Below are 19,656 nucleotides of genomic sequence, written 5' to 3' on the forward strand. Positions count from 1 at the left end.
AGACTCTGGAAGGTGTGATCAATCTGGACTGGCCTTGCGGCCCCCGCCCTAACGTAGACTCAATAGACCCACGAGGGCCGACGTCGTCCCGACCTTGATCCAACCTGAGTGACGACAGGAGGCCCGGTGGCCTTTCCGTACCCGTACCCGCACCAGCCGCAGTCGGCCCCGACCCTCGGCGCGCCCGCGGCCGGGCTCTACGACCCCGCTCAGGAGCACGACGCGTGCGGCGTGGCCTTCGTGGCGGACCTGTACGGCCGCCGCTCGCACGCGGTCGTCGAGAACGGTCTCGGCGCGCTCTGTCGGCTGGACCACCGGGGCGCCCGTGGCGCGGAACCGAACACCGGCGACGGCGCGGGCATCATGATCCAGGTGCCGGACGCCTTCCTGCGCGCGGTGGTGGACTTCCCGCTGCCGCCCGCCGGCGAGTACGCCACCGGTCTGGTCTTCCTCCCGGACGACGACGACGCCGAGGCCCTCGCCCGCCGGGTGGTGGAGAAGTACGCCCTGGTCGAGGGGGCCGAGCTGCTCGGCTGGCGGGACGTGCCGGTCGACCCGAGCGGGCTGGGCGAGACGGCGCTGGCCGCCCTGCCGCGGATCCGGCAGCTGTTCCTCGCCGCCCACCGGCTGACCGACTCGCCCGCCGGGCCGGCCGGCTCGGCGCTGGACGGCCTCGAGCTGGACCGGGTGGCGTTCTGCGTGCGCAAGCAGGCCGAGCGGGAGAGCGCCGAGCGCGGCGCGCCGGCGTACTTCCCGTCGCTGTCGGCGCGGACGATGGTCTGGAAGGGGATGCTCACCCCCGACCAGCTGCCGGAGTTCTATCCCGACCTGACCGACGAGCGGGTGCAGAGCGCGATCGCGCTGGTGCACTCCCGGTTCTCCACCAACACGTTCCCGTCCTGGCCGCTGGCGCACCCGTACCGGTTCATCGCCCACAACGGTGAGATCAACACGATCCGCGGCAACCGGAACTGGATGCAGGCCCGCGAGGCGCTGCTGCGCACCCCGGGCCTGCCCGGCAACATCCGGCGGATCTTCCCGGTCTGCACGCCCGGCGCCTCCGACTCGGCCAACTTCGACGAGGTGCTGGAGCTGCTGCACCTGGCCGGGCGGAGCCTGCCGCACGCGGTGCTGATGATGATCCCCGAGGCGTGGGAGAACGACCCGGGCATGCGCCCGGACAAGCGCTCCTTCTACCGCTTCCACGCCAGCCTGATGGAGCCGTGGGACGGCCCGGCCTCGGTCGCCTTCACCGACGGCGAGATCGTCGGCGCGGTGCTCGACCGCAACGGGCTGCGCCCGGGGCGCTGGTGGCGCACCGACGACGGCCTCGTGGTGCTCGGCAGCGAGGCGGGCGTGCTCGACCTCGACCCGGCCCGGGTGGTCGCCAAGGGTCGGCTCCAGCCGGGTCGGATGTTCCTGGTCGACACGGTGGCCGGCCGGATCGTGCACGACGAGGAGATCAAGGCCGAACTGGCCGCCGCCCAGCCGTACGGGGACTGGCTGCACGCCGGGCTTATCGAGCTGACCGACCTGCCGGCCCGCGAGCACATCGTCTACACCCACGACTCGGTCCGGCGCCGGCAGCAGACCTTCGGCTACACCGAGGAGGAGCTGAAGATCCTGCTCGCGCCGATGGCCCGCAACGGCGCCGAGCCGATCGGCTCGATGGGCACGGACACCCCGATCGCCCCGCTCTCCACCCGGCCGCGGCTGCTCTACGACTACTTCCACCAGCTCTTCGCGCAGGTCACCAACCCGCCGCTGGACGCCATCCGCGAGGAGCTGGTGACCAGCCTCAGCTCCACCATCGGCCCGGAGGGCAACCTGCTCGACCCGGGCCCGGCGAGCTGCCGGCAGATCGTGCTGCCCTACCCGGTGATCGACAACGACGAGCTGGCCAAGATCCTTTCCATCGACGAGGACGGCGACCTGCCCGGCTTCAAGGCGGTCCGGGTCTCCGGGCTCTACCGGGTCCGCGACGGCGGCGCCGGGATCAAGGCCCGGCTCACCGAGATCTGCCGGCACGTCTCCGAGGCGATCGAGGACGGGGTGCGGATCCTGGTGCTCTCCGACCGGGACTCCAACGCCGACCTGGCCCCGATCCCGTCGCTGCTGCTCACCGCGGCGGTGCACCAGCACCTGGTCCGCGAGCAGACCCGTACCCAGGTGGCGCTGATCGTCGAGTCCGGCGACTGCCGCGAGGTGCACCACGCGGCGGTGCTGATCGGCTACGGCGCGGCGGCGGTCAACCCGTACCTGGCCTTCGAGTCGGTGGAGGACATGATCTCCACTGGCGCGCTGGTCGGCACCGACCCGGCCGCCGCGGTGCGCAACTACGTCAAGGCGCTCGGCAAGGGCGTCCTGAAGATCATGTCCAAGATGGGCATCTCGACGGTGTCGTCGTACTGCGGCGCCCAGGTCTTCGAGGCGGTCGGGCTGGAGGCCCGCCTGGTGCAGCGCTACTTCCGGGGCACCCCCAGCAAGATCGGCGGGATCGGTCTGGCCGGCATCCACGCCGAGGTCGCCGCCCGACACGCCCTGGCCTGGCCGCCCGCCGGGACCCCGGCCTCCGACCGGCTGGAGGTCGGCGGCGAGTACCAGTGGCGCCGCGAGGGCGAGCTGCACCTGTTCAACCCGGAGACGGTCTTCCTGCTCCAGCACGCCACCCGCACCCGCCAGTACGAGATCTTCCAGCGGTACACCGCCAAGGTGGACGAGCTGGCCGCGCGGACCGGCTCGCTGCGCGGCCTGTTCACCCTGCGCACCGGCGTGCGCCCGCCGGTGCCGCTCGACGAGGTGGAGCCGGCCACCGAGATCGTCAAGCGGTTCGCCACCGGCGCCATGTCGTACGGGTCGATCTCCGCCGAGGCGCACGAGACGCTCGCGATCGCGATGAACCGTCTCGGCGGCAAGTCCAACACCGGCGAGGGCGGCGAGGACGTCGAGCGGCTCTACGACCCGGCCCGACGCTCGGCGGTGAAGCAGATCGCCAGCGGGCGGTTCGGGGTGACCAGCGAATACCTGGTCAACGCGGACGATCTCCAGATCAAGATGGCCCAGGGCGCCAAGCCCGGTGAGGGCGGGCAGCTGCCGGGCAACAAGGTCTGGCCCTGGATCGCCCGGACCCGGCACGCCACCCCGGGCGTCGGCCTGATCTCCCCGCCGCCGCACCACGACATCTACTCCATCGAGGACCTCGCCCAGCTGGTGCACGACCTGAAGTGCGTCAACCCGGCCGCCCGGGTGCACGTCAAGCTGGTCAGCGAGGTCGGCGTCGGCACCGTCGCTGCGGGAGTGGCGAAGCTCAAGGCGGACGTCATCCTGATCTCCGGCCACGACGGCGGCACCGGCGCGTCCCCGCTCAACTCGCTCAAGCACGCCGGCACCCCCTGGGAGCTGGGGCTGGCCGAGGCGCAGCAGACGCTGCTGCTGAACAAGCTCCGCGACCGGGTGACCGTGCAGGTCGACGGCCAGCTCAAGACCGGCCGGGACGTGCTGGTCGCGGCGCTGCTCGGCGCCGAGGAGTTCGGCTTCGCCACCACGCCGCTGATCGTCGCCGGCTGCGTGATGATGCGGGTCTGCCACCTGGACACCTGCCCGGTCGGTATCGCCACCCAGAACCCGGTGCTGCGGGAGCGGTTCACCGGTACGCCCGAGTTCGTGGAGAACTTCTTCCTCTTCCTCGCCGAGGAGGTCCGCGGCTACCTGGCTGAGCTGGGCTTCCGGTCGATCGAGGAGGCGATCGGGCGCACCGAGCTGCTCGACGTCGTACCGGCGGTGGCGCACTGGAAGGCGCACGGCCTGGACCTGTCGCCCGTGCTACACCTGCCGGAGCTGCCGCCGGACGCGGCCCGGCGCGGCATCCGGGCCCAGGACCACGGGCTGGACCGCGCGTTGGACAACGAGCTGATCGCCCTCGCCGGGCCGGCCCTGCGCGACGGCACCCCGGTCCGGGTCGAGGTGGACATCCGCAACGACCACCGCAGCGTCGGCGCGATGCTCGGCGGCGAGGTGACCCGCCGTCACGGCGGGGCCGGGCTGCCCACCGACACGATCGAGTTCGCCCTGCGCGGCACCGCCGGGCAGTCCTTCGGTGCGTTCCTGCCCCGCGGGGTGACCCTGCGACTGCACGGTGACGCCAACGACTACGTGGGCAAGGGGCTCTCCGGCGGCCGGGTCATCGTCCGACCGGATCCGGCGGCGCCGTTCGTCGACCCGGACGCCGCCACCGGGGAGCGGGCCGAGGACCAGATCGTCGCCGGCAACACCATCCTCTACGGCGCCACGGCCGGTGAGGTGTTCCTGCGCGGGCGGGTCGGTGAGCGCTTCGCGGTGCGCAACTCCGGCGCGGTGGCCGTCGTCGAGGGCGTCGGCGACCACGGCTGCGAGTACATGACCGGCGGGACGGTGGTGGTGCTCGGCCCGACCGGGCGCAACTTCGCCGCCGGCATGTCGGGCGGTACCGCCTTCGTCCACCGGCTCGACCGGGCTCGGGTCAACACCGAGCTGGTCGACCTGGCGCCGCTGCGCGAGGAGGAGCAGGCGGTGCTGCACGAACTCGTGCAGCGGCACCTGGCGGAGACCGATTCGGCGGTCGCCGAGGAGCTGCTCAAGCGCTGGCCGGAGGCGGTGGAGGAGTTCACCGCGGTGGTGCCCCGGGACTACCGCCGGGTTATGGAGATCATGCGGGCCGCCGAAGCCGCCGGCCGTGACGTCGACGACGCGGTGATGAGCGCACTAGCGGCGTCAGCCGCTTCATCGTCGCAGCCGCAGCCCTCCGCGTCGTCTCTGCCGCCCGCCCCGCGGGTGGCCGCCCAGGAGGTGGCTCGTGCCTGACCCGAACGGTTTCCTGCGCTATCCGCGGCGGATGCCGGCCCGCCGGCCGGTGCCGGTGCGGATCAGCGACTGGCGGGAGGTGTACCCGCCGGCCGGCGAGGAGCTGATCCGCGAGCAGGCCACCCGCTGCATGGACTGCGGCATCCCGTTCTGCCACAGCGACACCGCCGGCTGCCCGCTGGGCAACCGGATCCCGGACTGGAACGACCTGGTCCGGACCGGCAACTGGGACGCGGCGATGGAGTCGCTGCACGCGACCAACAACTTCCCCGAGTTCACCGGGCGGCTCTGCCCGGCGCCGTGCGAGGCCGCCTGCGTGCTCGGCATCGCCGGGGGTGAGCCGGTCACCATCAAGCAGGTCGAGGTGGAGATCGCGGACGCCGCCGTCGCCCGGGGCGGCCTGCGGCCGGTGCCGGTGCCGGCGCCCACCGGTCGCTCGGTCGCCGTGGTCGGCTCCGGGCCCGCCGGCCTCGCCGCCGCCCAGCAGCTGGTCCGCGCCGGGCACGCGGTGACGGTGTACGAGCGGGACGACGCGATCGGCGGGCTGCTCCGCTACGGCATTCCCGACTTCAAGCTGGAGAAGCAGCACGTCGACCGGCGGCTCGCCCAGCTCGCGGCCGAGGGGGTCGAGTTCCGCACCGGGGTCGACGTCGGCGTCGACGTCACCGCCGAGCAGCTGCGGGCCCGGCACGACGCCGTGCTGCTGGCCTGCGGCGCGCTGGCCGGCCGGGACACCCCGGAGACCCCGGGCCGGCAGCTGCGCGGCGTGCACCAGGCGATGGCGCACCTGGTCGCGGCCAACCGGGTGGTCGCGGCGGCGGGCGAGGGTCGACCGGCGCTGGCGGTGCTGCCCGACGGCACGCCGATCGACGCGGCGGGCAAGCACGTGGTGATCATCGGCGGCGGCGACACCGCGGCGGACTGCCTCGGTGTCGCGCACCGTCAGGGCGCGGCCGGGGTGCACCAGCTCGACCTCTACCCGAGGCCGCCGCAGGCTCGTGACGAGGAGCGCGACCCGTGGCCGACCTGGCCGTGGATCCTGCGCAGCTACCCCGCCCACGAGGAGGGCGGCGAGCGGGTCTTCGCGGTGGCGGTGCAGGAGTTCGTCGACGACGGCACCGGCCAGGTGCGGGCTGTCCGGATCGCCGAGGTGACCGTGGAGAAGCGGGACGGCCGGCGGACGGTCACGGTGCTGCCCGGCAGCGAGCGGGAGCTGCCGGCCGACCTGGTGCTGCTGGCGATCGGTTTCGAGGGCACCGAGGAGCAGCCGCTGCTGGCGCAGTTCGGGGTGGTCCGCAATGCCCGCGGTGCGGTGGACGCCGGGCCGGACTGGCAGAGCAGCGAAGGCGTCTTCGTCGCCGGAGACATGCACCGGGGCGCCTCGCTGATCGTCTGGGCGATCGCCGAGGGGCGGGCGGCGGCCGCCGCCATCCACACCTACCTCGGCGCCGGCGGCGCGTTGCCGGCGCCGGTCGGCTCGGCCGCGCAGCCGCTCGCCGCGCGCTGACCCGAGCCACCCGCGGCCGACGGCCGTCGTTTCCGGGATGCCTTCCCGGGGCCGGCGGCCGTTGTCCGCATGGCTCCGCCGCGGTGTCGTCGCCGTCCGGTACCGGCGGATCGTCCGGTCCTGCGCCGTCCGGTGGCGGCCCGGCCGGGATGCGGCGTGACCTGCGTCAACCCGCCGCTCCGGGCCGGTGAGACCGGTCACGAACAGCGGCAGGGCGGGCCGGCAGTGGCCAGACTTGTGCGCTGCCGATCCCACCACGTTCGGCGTCATCGTCATGTCGCCGTTCCTACGGGAGGATCGCCGTGGCCGCAGGTGCCACGTTCGCCGCGCTGCGCCACCGGAACTACCGGATCTGGGCGCTGGCCGGGTTCGTCTCCGTCATCGGGACCTGGATGCAGGTCCTCGGGGTCAACTGGTACGTGCTGAAGCAGACCGGCTCGGCGACCTCCATGGGCGTCACCGTGCTGCTCCAGGCGGTGCCCACGCTGCTGCTCAGCGTCTGGGGCGGCGCACTGGCCGACCGGCTCTCCGCCCGCCCGCTGCTGATCGCCGCCCAGGCGGTCCACGCGGCACTCGCCGCCGGGCTGGCTGCCGCCGCGGTGACCGGGTTCGGCGGCCTTCCGCTGATCTACGCGATCTCGCTGGCCACCGGGGCCGTGTCGGCGATCGAGGGCCCGGTGATGGGGCGCTGGATCGCGACCCTGGTGGACCGGGAGACGCTCGGTAACGCGCTGGCGCTCGGCTCGCTGACCAACTCCGCCGGTCGCATTCTCGGCATGAGCGCCGGCGCCGTCGTGGTCGCGCTGGTCGGGCCCGCGCTGCTCTTCGGGATCAACGCGGCCAGCTTCGTCGCGGTGGTGGCGGCCCTGTTCGCCGTACGACAGCAGGAGACGCACCCGCACCAGCTGGCGGCGGCAGGCGGCGTGACGGCCAACGGTATCCGGGCCGGATTCGACTACCTGCGCCGCCAGCCGGTGGTGCTGCTGGCGCTCGCCCTGTCCTTCGTGCTGGGGAGCCTGGGCCGCAACTACCAGGTGACGATGGCGGCGATGAGCGACGGGCCGCTTGCCGCCGGCGCGTCCGGCTACGGCGTGCTGTCCACCGTCTTCGCCGTCGGCACGGTGCTGGGCGCGCTCGTCGCGGCCCGGCGTCGCGACCTGGGTTACCGCACGCTGGTCGGGGCGGGTCTGCTGGCCAGCGCGTTGCAGATCGTCGCCGGCATCGCGCCGGGCGTCTGGAGCTTCGCCGCGGTGATCCTGCCGATCGCCGCCGCGGCCGTCATCATCGACACCACCGTCGGCACCCGCGCCCAGCTCGACACCGACGGCGCGATGCGGGGCCGGGTGCTCGCCGCGCTGGCGGTGACCGGCTCGATCTCCGCTGCGGTCGGCGCGCCGCTGCTCGGCTGGCTCTCCGAACACGCCGGACCTCGGCAGACGCTGGTCCTGGCGGGCACCGTGGCGGCGATCGCCACCATGGCGGCGGGGGTGGCGTTCGACCGCCGGCGCGGCCGCCGGCTCACTCTGGCGCTGGCCGTGCCGACCGTGTCGCGTCCGGTGCGGCAGGCCGCGCTCGCCGCGGCCCGGATCGTCCGGCCGGTCGGCGTTGCCGCCGGGGACCGTCGCCCGGTGACGCCGCGGCTGGTGCCGGCCGGACCGGCCGGCCCACCCCGGCCGGCGCGGGCCTGTCCGGTCTGCGCACCACCTCTGGGTCGCCGGCGACCGCGGCTGGCCCGCCCCGCGCTCGCCGGCGCACACGCCGCCGGCTGCGCCCAGGCGACCTGACCCGCCCCGCGCTCGCCGGCGCACACGCCGCCGGCTGCGCCCAGGCGACCTGACCCGCGGGGCCGACGGCGGGCCCCCGGCTGGTGTGCCTGGCCGGCTGCGCCGGGTTACCTGCCCCGCCCCACCGTCGTCCTGTTGAGACAGCGGTCACGCCCGGTCGTCGTCCTGCGGGGCGGAAGGCTACGAAGATCATCGTTAGGCTCGGCCCATGAGCACCGAGGAGCGGGTCCGGCGGGTCCGGTGGTGGCTGGCGGTCGTGGTGGTGGGGCTCTTTCTCAGCGGGGTGACCGCGTTCCCGCTGGAGATCGAGGTCCGCTGGTTGCTGCGCGCGCTCGACCCGGTCGCCGACCGGTTGCCGGCCCTGGTCGCCTGGATCGAGCGGGTCCACACCGGACTTGTGGAGACCGGGGACCGCCACCCGTTCATGCTGTACGGCACCGACTGGCTCGCCTTCGCCCACCTGGTGCTGGCGGTGGCGTTCTGGGGGCCGCTGCGCGACCCGGTGCGCAACGTCTGGGTCGTCCAGCTCGGGATGATCGCCTGCGCCGGGATCGTGCCGCTGGCGCTGATCTGCGGGCCGATCCGGGACATCCCCTGGTTCTGGACGCTTGTCGACCTCTCGTTCGCCGTCGGGGCCTTCCCGCCGCTCTGGTTCGCCTACCGGCACATCCGCCGGATCGAGGCGGCGCAGGGTGGCTGGCAGCCGGCCCGGCCGGTCGCCGAGGTGCCCGCCGACGCCCGCTGACCGCCCGCCCATCGGCGGCAATGTGGACGAGGAAGCGAGATGCCGGAGCGGAACAATCGTTCCGCTCCGGCATCTCGCTCATCGCGGAGGTGCCGCCGACGGCCCGCCACCGGTGGCGGGCCGTGCCGCGGTCAGCGCGCCAGGAGCTGGTGTGCCTCCCGGATCTTGGCCCAGGACTTCGGCTCCACCGGCGGCGACGCCTTGCGGGCCGCCGAGCCGGTCACGTCCGGGCGCCCGGCGGTGAACAGCCAGGTGGTGAAGAGGTCGGTCAGGTCCAGTCCGGAGATCCGCTCGGCGAGCGCCTGGAACTGCGCGATCGTGCCGTTGCCGTAGCGGTGCTCGGCCGTCCAGGTGGGCAGGATCTCGAAGAACGCGTCGTCGCCGACGGCCAGCCGGAGCTGGTGCAGCGCCATCGCGCCCCGGTCGTAGACCGCGTCGTCGAAGATCCGTCCCGGGCCCGGGTCGCCCGGCGGCACCTGCCAGAACTCGGAGTCCGCCGGGTAGCTGGCGTAGGTGAAGTCGAACAGCTCCTGCGCGGTGCCCTCACCCTGCTCCTCGGACCAGAGCCACTCGGCGTACGAGGCGAAGCCCTCGTTGAGCCAGATGTCCTGCCAGCCGTTGACCGAGACCGAGTCGCCGAACCACTGGTGGGCCAGTTCGTGCACCACTACCGAGGTATTGGCGCCGCGGCGCCAGAAGCCCGGTCCGTACACCGGCCGGGTCTGCGTCTCCAGCGCGAAGCTGATCCCGTCGACCGGCCCGGCGACGCCGCCCTGCGCCTCGAACGGGTACTCGCCGAAGATCCCGCTCGCCCACTCGACGACCTCGGCGGTCCGCTCGATGCTGGCCCGGGCGGCCGGCGCCAGCTCGCCCAGCGTGGTGCTGTACGCGTTCACCACCGGCTGGCCGTTGGGTGCGGTGTCGGTGACGATGTCGTACTGGCCGATCGCCAGGAAGGCGAGGTAGGTGGCGGTGGGGGAGGTGGTCCGCCAGATCCACCGGGTGCGGTTGCCGGCCTCGGCCAGCGGCGGCCGGGGCTGCACGCCGTTGCTGATCACCTCGACCCCGGTGGGCACCGAGACCGAGATGTCGTAGGTGGCCTTGTCCAGCGGGTGGTCGTTGCTGGGGAACCACCACCACGCCGACTCCGGCTCGTTGACCGCCAGCGCGCCGTCGTCGGTGCGGGTCCAGCCGGTGTAGCCGTTGACCAGGGTCTCCGACGGCACGCCCGCGTAGCGCACCACGATGGTGAGCTGCTGGCCGGCGGTGATGGCGCGGGTGGGGGTGACCACCAGCTCGTGGGCGCCCTCGGTGGCGGTGCTGGCGGCCCAGCCGTTGACCCGGACCGACTCGACGTCGAGCAGGAAGTCGAGGTTGAACCGGGAGAGGTCCTGGGTGGCCCGGGCCAGGATCGTGGTGGTGCCGCTGAGCCGGTCGGCGCCGGGGTCGTAGCGCAGGCGGACGTCGTAGTGCTCGACGTCGTAGCCGCCGTTGCCGTAGTCGGGGAAGTAGCTGTCGCCCAGTCCCGGGCTGCCGGGTTGCGGTGCGGCAGTGGTGACCGTGGGCCGGCCCCAGCCCGGTAGGGCGGCGTGGCCGGGCGCGCCGGTGGCGACAGTGCCGGCGCCGGTGAGGGTCAGGACGGCGATGGCCGCCCGGAGAACTCGTCGCACGAGGTGGACTCCCTCCATCGGGGTGTTCGCCCCGTCAACCTAATCGACGCCGGTGAACATGTCCGCCCCGGCGCGCGGGCCAGACGATTCCATCCGCCCACCCCGATGCCGACGGCCGCCGCTCGCCGCCGCGGGTGACCCGTGTCGAGCACCGTCGTCCGTGGACCGCCGGCCCCCGCGACGCGTGCCGTCGGTGCTGTCCCGTGGTCACCGGAGTCCGTTAGGGTTTCCGCGGACCGGACGGCCGCGGCGGGGGAGGCGGACAGTGGGCAGGCTCGCGTCGGCGTACCGGCAGGCGGTCACCGCGCACCGGGCTGCCCGGGCGCACCTCGACGCCGCCCGTGGCGCGCCGGGCGCGGCAACCGCGCCGGCCACCGCGCTCGGTGGCGGTGCCCTGGTCGCCCGGCTCGCCGAGGTCGGTGGCGCGCTCGCCACCCCGGCGCCCGGCGCCACCGGGCTCACCGGCGCGCCCGTCCCGGTGCGGATCGGCGAGGCGTCCACCCCGGACGGAACGTTCCCGGTGCTGGTGCCGCTCGGCGGCGGCCACCACCTGACGGTCGACGCCGACGCCCGCGATCCCCGGGTCGCCGGGCTGCTGCGGGCGCTGGTGCTCCGGCTGCTCGCCACCGCGCCCGCGGGCGAGGTCCGGGTCGTCGGCATCGACACCGCCGCGCTCGGCGCCACCTTCGGGCCGCTGCGCCCGCTGCTGGACGCCGGCGTGCTCGAGACGCCGGCAACCACCGAGGCCGAGGTCGCCGCCCTGCTCGACGCCGCCGAGCGGCACGCCCGGGCGGCCCAGCACGGCGCCGCCGGGCCGCTGCTGCTGGTGGTCGCCGCGACCACCCCGCCGCCGCGGGAGTTGGCCCGGCTCGCCGCGCTCAGCCACGCCGGCCCGGCCGCCGCGGTCTGCGTCCTGGTCGCCGGCCGCCCAACCGGGCCGCCCGGCGACACATCGCCGTCGATGGGCGCCAGCACCGCGGTCCGGCTGACCGAGCGGTACGCGTACGTCGGTGACCCGCCCGGAGTCCCGTTCAGCGCCGACGGCAGCGGCCTCGCCGCCCAGGTGCTGCTCGACGGTGACCCGCCGGCCTCCTCGACCCGGGCGCTCGCCGAGCACCTCGGCGCCGCCGTGCGCCGCGGCGACGAGCTGGGCTTCGCCGAGCTGCTGCCCGAGCGGCGGTGGGCCGAATCGGCGAGCAACGGCCTGCGTACCGTGGTCGGCCGGGCCGACCGCGCGCCGGTGACCGTCGCCTTCGACGACGCGACCCCGCACTGGCTGGTCGGCGGGCGCACCGGCGCCGGTAAGACAGTCTTCCTCCTCGACGTGCTCTACGGGCTGGCCGCCCGCTACTCCCCGGCCGAGCTCCAGCTCTACCTGCTCGACTTCAAGGAGGGGGTCAGCTTCACCGAGTTCGTGCCGACCGGGCGCGACCCGTCCTGGCTGCCGCACGCCCGGGCGGTCGGCATCGAGTCCGACCGCGAGTACGGCGTCGCGGTCCTCCGCGAGCTGCGCCGCGAGCTGCACCGGCGAGCCACCACGCTCAAGCGGCACGGCGTCACCAAGCTCGCCGACCTGCCCCGCGACGTCGCGGTGCCGCGGGTCGTGGCGGTGATCGACGAGTTCCACGTGCTGCTCGCCGGCAACGACGCGCTGGCCCGCGAGTCGGTCGACCTGCTGGAGGAGCTGGCCCGCAAGGGTCGCTCGTACGGCATGCACCTGGTGCTGGCCAGCCAGAGCATGACCGGCATCGAGGCGCTCTACGGCCGCGCCGAGGCGATCTTCGGGCAGTTCGCGCTGCGGGTCGCCCTGCCCGGCGGCGGCGGGGTGCTCGGCCAGGTCAACGACGCGGCGGCGGCGCTGCCGATCGGCTCGGCCGTCGTCAACACCGCCGCCGGCGCGGTCGGCGCCGACACCGTCGTCCGGTTCCCCGACGCGCACGCCGCCACTGACGAGCTGACCCGGCTGCGCCACGAGCTGTGGCAGGCCCGCCCGGCCGGCGCGCGCCCGCCCGCGGTCTTCAAGGGCTACGAGGCGGCGCGGCTGGAGGACGACCCCACCTTCGGCGGGCTGCGGCCGGGCGGGCGGCGGCCGCTGGCCCTGGTCGGCCGGACGGTCGACGTGCACGGCAGCACCGCGCTGTTCATCATGGACACGACCCCGGGCCGGCACCTGGCCGTGGTCGGCACCTCGGCCGCCGGCGCGGACGTGTTGCGCGCCGCGACGCTGAGCCTGGCCCGGCAGCACGCTCCGGGGGAGTGCCGGTTCCTGCTCGCCCCGCTGGTCGCCGCGGCCGATCCGGTGGCCGACGAGACCGCCGCCGTGCTCGCCGCCGCCGGGCACTGGGTGCGACGACTCGACGCGGCCGGCGTGCGCGAGCAGATCGCCGCCCTGGCCGAGCTGAGCGCTCGGCCCCGCCCGCCGGCCGCCGAGGCGGACCCGAGCGCGGGGTTCCCGCCCGCCGGCCCCGGCGCGAGCGCCGGGTCCCTGCAGGACGGTGCCGGCGCGAGCTCGGTTTCGGTGGCCGTCGGCCCGACCGGGAGCGGCGAGTCGCCGGCGACCGAGCCGGTGGCCGCCGCGTCCGCCGCCGCGCCGGCCAGCCGGGTCTTCCTCGTCGGGTTCGGCATGGACGCCGCGTCGACCGTGCTCGGCGCCCCCGACCCGCAGACCTTCCGCTCCGGCCTGGACGACCTGCGCAGCCTGCTGCGCAACGGCCCGGGCCACGGGGTGCACCTGCTCGGCTGGTGGCGCGGGCTGCGCCGGCTCGCCGACGACCTCGGCGGCACCCAGAACCGCGACGACATGGCCTGCCTGGTCGCGCTGAACGTGCCCGGCAGCGAGCTGGGGCTGCACCTCGGCGTGCACGACCTCGCCTACACCCCCCGGCCGGACCGGGCGCTGCTGGTCGACCGGCACGACCAGCGCACCCGGCTGATCGTGCCGTTCGCCCGGGACGCCGACGAGCTGGCCGGGGAGGGCTGAGCCGTGACCTTCGAGGAGTACGCGGCGCTGGCCCGACAGCTCGCCGAGCACCGTCGGGCCGGCGAGCGGGACGCCGCCGCGGAGACCGAGCGCCGGCGCAACCTGCACGCGACGGCCGACTCCCTGCACCACCGGCTCACCGCCCAGGGGCAGCGCCTCGACCAGCTCGGCCGGGCGATCGGCGTGTCACCCCCACCGCCGGGTCCGCCCACCGGCGCCCCGCCCGCCCCGCCGCCTGGCCCACCCGGTCAGCCGGCCGGGGCGCAGCGGGCCGACGCAGAGGCGAGCGCCCCGCCCGGCCCCCCGACACCGGAAGCGGTGGATGCCGGTGCAGCCGCCCCGCCCGGCTCCCCGGCGCCGGACGCGGCGGATTCCGGTGGCGCCGTCGCCGCGCCCGGGCGGCCGGTGGCCGGGGCGTACATCCCGGTGGCGGAGGAGACGCGGCTGGCGCTGCCCGCGGCGGCGGGCGCGACGGCGGCCGGGATACCGGCGCCGCGGGCCGGGACGCCTGATCCGGCGGTGGAGCTGGAGCTGGCCCGGCGGTACGCCGACGAGGCCGACCGGCACGGGCAGCAGGCGGAGCTGCTGGCCCAGCGGCCGACGCTGCTGCCCACCTGGTCACCGCTGGCCCGGGCGGTCGCCGTCTACGCCGGGTGCGGGGCCGCCGCCGGGGTGCTCATGCTGGTCCTGGTGCTCGCTTCCGGGATCGGCCTGGTCGACGGGTTCACCCTCGGCGCGTGGATCTGCGCCGGGCTGCCCGCGCTGGCGTTCTTCGCCGGATACCTGGTGCTCGGCCGGTGGGGGCGTCCGGCCATGGTCGCCGGCACCCCGCCCCGCTACCTGCCGCTCGGGTTCCTGCTCTGCTTCCTGCTGGTCCCGGCCGCCTACTGCGCCTACCTGCTGTTGTTTCGCGCGCTGCGCTGACTCGTCGACGGTGTGCGCCGCCGACGCCCCGGGGCGCGTGGTGCGCTCCGGGGCGTCCGGTGACTGCTGTGCTCAGCTTGCGGCGGCCGGGACCAGGTCGTCCGCGGTCGGGGTGACCGGCGTGGGCCTGGCGCGCCGGCCGCCGGGCCGCCGGCCGGAGGGCACGGCCAGGGCGGCCACCGCGGCGGCCAGGGCGATGGCGGTGAGCAGCAGGAAGCCCGTGGTGAAGCCGGCCTCCCGGGGCAGGCCGCTGGCCTGCGGGTGGGCGGTGATCACGCCGCTGACCACCGCGGCGCCGATCGCGCCACCGATGGTGCGGATGTTGGCGTTCATGCCGGTCGCCACGCCGGTCTGGCTGGCGGGCACGTTGCCCACGATCAGGTTGGCCATCGAGGCGAAGGCCAGCCCGATACCGAGGCCCACCAGGCCACCGGCGACTCCGACCTCCCAGCGGGAGTCGTGCGCGAGGGCCAGCATCGCCGAGGCGGCCACGTTGAACGCGGCGCCGGTGGCGAGCTGCGCCTTGGCGCTGAACCGCGACTCCAGCCGCCCGGCGGCGATGCCGGCGACGAACATCGCGACCAGCATCGGCAGCATGAGCAGACCGGCCTGGCTGACGCTCGCGCCGAAGCCGTAGCCGGCGCTGGTCGGGGTCTGCACGAACTGCGGCAGGAAGGCGTAGACGGAGAACATCGACGCGCCGTAGAGCAGGGCGACCAGGTTCGTGGTCCACACACCGGGAAGGCGCATCATCCGCATGTCGATCAGCGGGTTCGCCGAGCGGACCTCGGCGACCAGCCAGCCGACCAGCAGCACGCCGGCGAGCGCCAGCAGGCCGAGTACCCGGCCGGAGGTCCAACCCCAGGCCGCGCCCTTGCTGATCGGCAGCAGCAGCGCGACCAGCCAGCCGGAGAGCAGCAGGGTGGCCGCCCAGTTGATCCGGCCCGGGGTGCGCACCGGCGACTGCGGCACGAACAGGTGCGCCGCGAGGGCGGTCAGCCCGACGACGACCATCGGGATCCAGAACAGCCAGCGGTAGCCGAGCACGGCCACGATCGGACCGGCCAGCACGACGCCCAGGCCGCCGCCGGCGGCGACGATCGCCGAGATCGCACCGACGGCCGAGCTGACCCGCGCGGCGGGGAACTCGTCCCGGATGATCCCGAAGGAGAGCGGGAAGACGGCGCCGCCGATGCCCTGGATGACCCGGGCGATGATCAGCACTCCGATGGAGGGTGCGATGGCGGCCAGCAGGCAGCCGAGGGCCAGCGCGGCGAGGGAGACGACCAGCATCCGTTCCTTGCCGATCATGTCGCCGACCCGGCCGAGGATCGGCGTGAAGATCGACGCGGAGAGCAGGTACGCGGTCAGCACCCAGGTCACGGTGTTCTGATCGGTGTGCAGGTCGTGCTGGATGGTGGGCAGCACCGGGGTGATCAGCGACTGGAGCATCGCGAAGAAGCCGGCGCCGGCCGCGAGGACGAGGAAGGTCAGCCGGCGCGAGCTGCGTCGGGTGGTCTCTGTCACGGAAGGGAACTCCAATTTCGCGTACGGAAAGGACGGGGGCGGTGGGGCGTCAGGCGCCCGGCCGCTCCTCGGTCGGGAGGGAGGCGAAGGCTGGGGTGTCCGCTCGCCCGGATCCGGCGGCGGCCCGGATGGGCGCGGCCTGGACGATCTGGCGGCGAAGGCGGTGGGAGCTGCCGGTGGTGGGCCGGATTTCGGACATGGCGGGCTCCTTGGTCCGAGTGTCGGGTTGGCCGGTCCCGCCGGAGGGGACTGGCTGCGGATCCCGGAGTAAGCTATCCGGAGGCACGGCTCCGGTCAGTTCTGGAGGGGTGCCTCCACTAAGCTAGCGGAGGGTTGCCTCCGGTTGCAACCGAAGAGGGGTGACCCGCGTCATGAGCAGCGCCGAGCAGGTGGGCGAGGTCTTCGCGCGGCGTCCCAAGCGGGCCGACGCCCGGCGGAACTACGACGCGCTGATCGCCGCCGCCCGGGAGGTCTTCGCCGCCAACGGAGCGGGCGCCTCGCTGGAGGAGGTCGCCCGGCGGGCCGGGGTCGGCATCGGCACCCTCTACCGGAACTTCCCGAGTCGGCGTGAGCTCTTCGAGGCGGTCTACGTCGAGGAGGTCCGGGCGCTCAGCCGGTCCGCCGCCGACCTGGCCGGGCTGCCCCCGTGGGACGCCCTCGTCGCCTGGCTGAACCGCTTCGTCGCGTACGTCGGCACCAAGCGGGCGCTCGCCGAGGAGCTGGTGCACGACTCCGAGGTGTTCCGCAGCTGCCGCACCGAGATCTACGCGGCGGGTGAGCCGATGCTGCGCCGCGCCCAGGAAGCCGGGGTGGCCCGGCCGGACGCCAGCTTCGACGACGTGGTGCGGTTGATCAGCGGCATCACCGCCTACCAGTTCATGGAGCCGGGCCAGCGCGACCGGGTGCTGGCGATCGCCCTCGACGGCGTGCGCAACCCGACCGCGCCGCGCTGACGCCGGTCGTCGGCCCGCCGGAAGCCCGGCCGGCTGCCGGTGGCGCCCCGCACCACCGGCAGCCGGATGGTGCTCACGCCTCGGCGACGTGCCCGTTGCCCGGCCGGCTCCACGGGCCGGTGATGGCGAAGACGTAACCCGGGGACTGGATGTTGGCGAACAAAATCTTCCCGTCCGCGCTGAACGTCGGCCCGGTGAATTCGCTGTCGTTCAGCTCGTTGCGGGCCAGCGGGTAGGCCTTGCCCTGCTCGGTCACGCCGACCAGGTGGGACACGCCCTCGCCGTCCTCGGCCAGGATCACCCCGCCGTACGGCGAGACGGTGATGTTGTCCGGACCGTCGAAGTTGTCGCCCTCCTCGTCCGGGTTCTGGTTCACCCCGAAGATGGTCTTCAAGGTGACCGTCTCGCTCCTCGGGTCGTAGAACCAGACCTGACCGTCGTGCTCGTTGGCACTGCCGTCGTCGTGCCGGGCGAAGCTGGCCACGAAGTACGCGCCGCCGTCGGCCCACCAGGCGCCCTCCAGCTTGCGGCTGCGGGTCACCTGCTCGTCGGTGAACTGCTCGCGCACGGAGACGGTCCGGGCGTCCCGGTCCGGCACGTCCACCCAGCTCACCTTGTAGCGGGTGCCGGGCTTGGTGGCCTCGGACAGGTCGGCGACGTGCCGGTCGCCGTGCCGGCAGCTCATCGCCTGGAGTTCGCCGACGGTGTCGCCGTCCGGGCGCTGGGCGAGGGCGCGCAGCGTGCCCTTGCCGCCGCGGAAGCGGTACGGCGGCGTCCACCGGTAGTAGAGCCCGTTCGGTCCGCCGGCGTCCTCGGTCAGGTAGATCGAGTGGGTGTACGGGTCGACCGCCACCGCCTCGTGCGAGTAGCGGCCGAGGAACGTCAGCGGGATCGGGTCCTGGTTGGCGGACCGGTCGTGCGGGTCGACCTCGAAGACGTACCCGTGGTCCTTGAGGTAGCTGCCGCCGGCCCGCTGCTCGGTCTCCTCGGCGGTCAGCCAGGTGCCCCACGGGGTGATGCCGCCGGCGCAGTTGTTGTGCGTGCCGGCGAGGCTGACGTACTCGCGCAGCCGGCGGCCGTGCGCGTCCACCTCGATCGTGGTGGTGCCGCCGCGGGCGCCCGGGTCGTAGGTGAGGCCGGCGATCGCCGGCACCGGGAACGGCTCGTCACCGCCGATCTCGTGGTTGTTCACCAGCACCGAGCCCTCGCGGCCCAGGAAGCAGCCGGTGCCGTCGGCGTCGCTCGGGGTGCGCTGCCCCGACTCCAGGATGGTCGCGCCGGCCTGCGCCACGATCGTGTACGAGAAGCCGCGCGGCAGGGCCAGCAGGCCGGCCGGGTCCGGCACCAGCTCGCCGTAACCGACCGCGGGGCGGGTCGCGGCTCGGGCCTCCGGCGGGCCGGCGATCGCCTCCAGGCTGCCGGCCACCACGATCCCGAGGCCACCGGCCGCGCTGGTACGCAGCAGCCTGCGGCGGGAGATGGGAGAAGAGGTCACGTTGCTGCCTTCCTGTTTCGCGCGGCGATCGGGTACCGCGGGGCAAAGGCAAGTGACGCCGGTGGAACGGCGGCTGCCACGGCGCGGGTCGCCAGGTGAACAGTGGACCAACCCTCGAGGTCGGCGGCGCCGATCGTCCCGTCCGGGTGCCGGATGGCCGGCTCGTCCACCGGTCGGGTGGCCGGGTGGGCGGACCGAATTGCCGGATCTTGCTCCGGGTGGGAGATCAGGTTACCGCCGCGTAACTTCTCATTGACGTTTCTGAATTGTTACGCGCATCATCGATCCACGGTCGACCGGACACCCCACCCGTCTCCCCGGTTCGCCGGGTGCCTCCCACCGGAGGTGCAGCCATGCTGCTCCGAAAGACCGCCCTCGCCGTCGCCCTGAGCACCGCCGCCGTCCTGCTCGCCCCCGCCACCGCCCACGCGGCACCGGCGCGGAGCGGCGTCGCCACGCCCGACCGGGCCGGCACCGCGACCGCCGACCGCGCCGCCACCCCGACCGCTGCCGACGGAACCGCGCAGGCCGCCGCCGCGGCCGCCGGCCCGGTCATCGTGGTCGGTGGCCTCAGCGGCATCGCCGCCGCCTACGAGCCGCTCGCCGCCCGACTGCGCGGTGACGGTTTCCGGGTCTTCATCTACCAGCTGCCCGGGCTCGGGCTCGGCGACATCGCCGCCTCGGCCCGCTCCTTCGCCGGCTACGTCGACCAGGTCCGGGCCGCCACCGGTGCGGCCACCGTGGACCTGGTCGCCCACTCCGAGGGCGGCCTGGTTTCCCGCTACTACCTCAAGCGCCTCGGCGGCACCGCCGCGGTCGGTCGCTACGTCAGCCTCGGCACCCCGCAGTACGGCACCTACGTGGCGAACATCCTGCGGTTCCTCGGGCTCGGCAGCTGCGCCGGCGTCGTCGCCTGCCAGCAGATGACGATCGGCTCGGCCTTCCTCGCCGACCTGAACGCCGGCGACGACACCCCGGGCGCGGTGCGGTACACCACGGTCCGGACCGTGCAGGACGAACTCGTCCGGCCGACCCAGAACGCGACGCTCGCCGACGGCGCGACCAACGTGCTGATCCAGACGTACTGCCCGCTGCGGGTGGTCGGGCATCTCGGGCTGGTGCTCGACGGCACCACCTACACCGTCGTCCGCGGTGCCCTGGCCGACGGCCCCGTCCGCCCCAACTGCTTCGCGCTCTGAACCGGCCCCGGCGGGGCGGATCGCCCGCCCCGC

General features: G+C 74.4%; 12 protein-coding genes. 8 read left to right on the forward strand and 4 right to left on the reverse strand.

The genetic code is table 11. The features are described 5' to 3' along the window. The first annotated feature begins 126 nt into the window (after positions 1 to 126). From gltB to AB0C04_RS08615, 4 genes are all read left to right on the forward strand, one after another. Positions 127 to 4,839: a glutamate synthase large subunit gene (gltB, locus tag AB0C04_RS08600; RefSeq protein WP_357050346.1), complete on the forward strand. Its 4,713-nt coding sequence runs from the start codon at positions 127 to 129 to the stop codon at positions 4,837 to 4,839. Beyond that, on the forward strand, positions 4,832 to 6,346 hold the full coding sequence (locus tag AB0C04_RS08605; protein ID WP_357050349.1) for a glutamate synthase subunit beta: 1,515 nt from the start codon (positions 4,832 to 4,834) through the stop codon (positions 6,344 to 6,346). The genes gltB and AB0C04_RS08605 overlap by 8 nt, the downstream gene beginning before the upstream one ends. 302 nt (positions 6,347 to 6,648) lie before the next feature. Continuing rightward, positions 6,649 to 8,130 (forward strand): MFS transporter, encoded by a 1,482-nt coding sequence (locus AB0C04_RS08610; RefSeq protein WP_357050352.1) that lies wholly within the window; start codon positions 6,649 to 6,651, stop codon positions 8,128 to 8,130. 208 nt (positions 8,131 to 8,338) lie between these two features. Next, complete coding sequence (locus AB0C04_RS08615) at positions 8,339 to 8,875, forward strand: hypothetical protein (protein WP_357050355.1); 537 nt, start codon at positions 8,339 to 8,341, stop codon at positions 8,873 to 8,875. Positions 8,876 to 9,006: 131 nt separating this feature from the next. On the opposite strand, the gene AB0C04_RS08620 is transcribed toward AB0C04_RS08615, so the two are convergent. Then, positions 9,007 to 10,545, reverse strand: coding sequence for a M1 family metallopeptidase (locus AB0C04_RS08620; RefSeq protein WP_357050358.1), 1,539 nt, complete (start codon positions 10,543 to 10,545; stop codon positions 9,007 to 9,009). A 265-nt stretch (positions 10,546 to 10,810) separates the two neighbouring features. Here AB0C04_RS08620 and AB0C04_RS08625 point away from each other — a divergent pair, with 265 nt between their 5' ends. Together AB0C04_RS08625 and AB0C04_RS08630 are read left to right on the forward strand one after the other, a co-directional pair. After that, entirely contained in the window at positions 10,811 to 13,525 is a 2,715-nt protein-coding gene (locus AB0C04_RS08625) for an FtsK/SpoIIIE domain-containing protein (RefSeq protein ID WP_357050361.1), read from the forward strand. 3 nt (positions 13,526 to 13,528) lie between these two features. Continuing rightward, positions 13,529 to 14,449, forward strand: coding sequence for a hypothetical protein (locus AB0C04_RS08630; protein WP_357050364.1), 921 nt, complete (start codon positions 13,529 to 13,531; stop codon positions 14,447 to 14,449). A gap of 72 nt (positions 14,450 to 14,521) precedes the next feature. On the opposite strand, the gene AB0C04_RS08635 is transcribed toward AB0C04_RS08630, so the two are convergent. Further along, the gene (locus AB0C04_RS08635; protein ID WP_357050367.1) at positions 14,522 to 15,976 is read right to left on the reverse strand and encodes an MFS transporter; all 1,455 of its coding nucleotides are present in this window, start codon (positions 15,974 to 15,976) and stop codon (positions 14,522 to 14,524) included. Positions 15,977 to 16,025: 49 nt separating this feature from the next. Next, positions 16,026 to 16,175: a hypothetical protein gene (locus AB0C04_RS08640; protein ID WP_357050370.1), complete on the reverse strand. Its 150-nt coding sequence runs from the start codon at positions 16,173 to 16,175 to the stop codon at positions 16,026 to 16,028. A gap of 172 nt (positions 16,176 to 16,347) precedes the next feature. On the opposite strand from AB0C04_RS08640, the gene AB0C04_RS08645 reads away from it, so the two are divergent. Then, positions 16,348 to 16,929, forward strand: coding sequence for a helix-turn-helix domain-containing protein (locus AB0C04_RS08645; RefSeq protein ID WP_357050373.1), 582 nt, complete (start codon positions 16,348 to 16,350; stop codon positions 16,927 to 16,929). Positions 16,930 to 17,002: 73 nt separating this feature from the next. Here the strand turns inward: AB0C04_RS08645 and AB0C04_RS08650 are convergent, their stop codons facing one another. Further along, positions 17,003 to 18,424 (reverse strand): alkaline phosphatase PhoX, encoded by a 1,422-nt coding sequence (locus AB0C04_RS08650; RefSeq protein ID WP_357050376.1) that lies wholly within the window; start codon positions 18,422 to 18,424, stop codon positions 17,003 to 17,005. A 353-nt stretch (positions 18,425 to 18,777) separates the two neighbouring features. Here AB0C04_RS08650 and AB0C04_RS08655 point away from each other — a divergent pair, with 353 nt between their 5' ends. Next, positions 18,778 to 19,623 carry an alpha/beta fold hydrolase gene (locus AB0C04_RS08655; protein WP_357050379.1) on the forward strand — a complete coding sequence of 282 codons (846 nt, stop codon included), beginning with the start codon at positions 18,778 to 18,780 and terminating at the stop codon, positions 19,621 to 19,623. Positions 19,624 to 19,656: the final 33 nt, after the last annotated feature.

Origin of the sequence: Micromonospora sp. NPDC048909 (assembly GCF_040649635.1) — a bacterium.
Taxonomy (GTDB): Bacteria; Actinomycetota; Actinomycetes; order Mycobacteriales; family Micromonosporaceae; genus Micromonospora.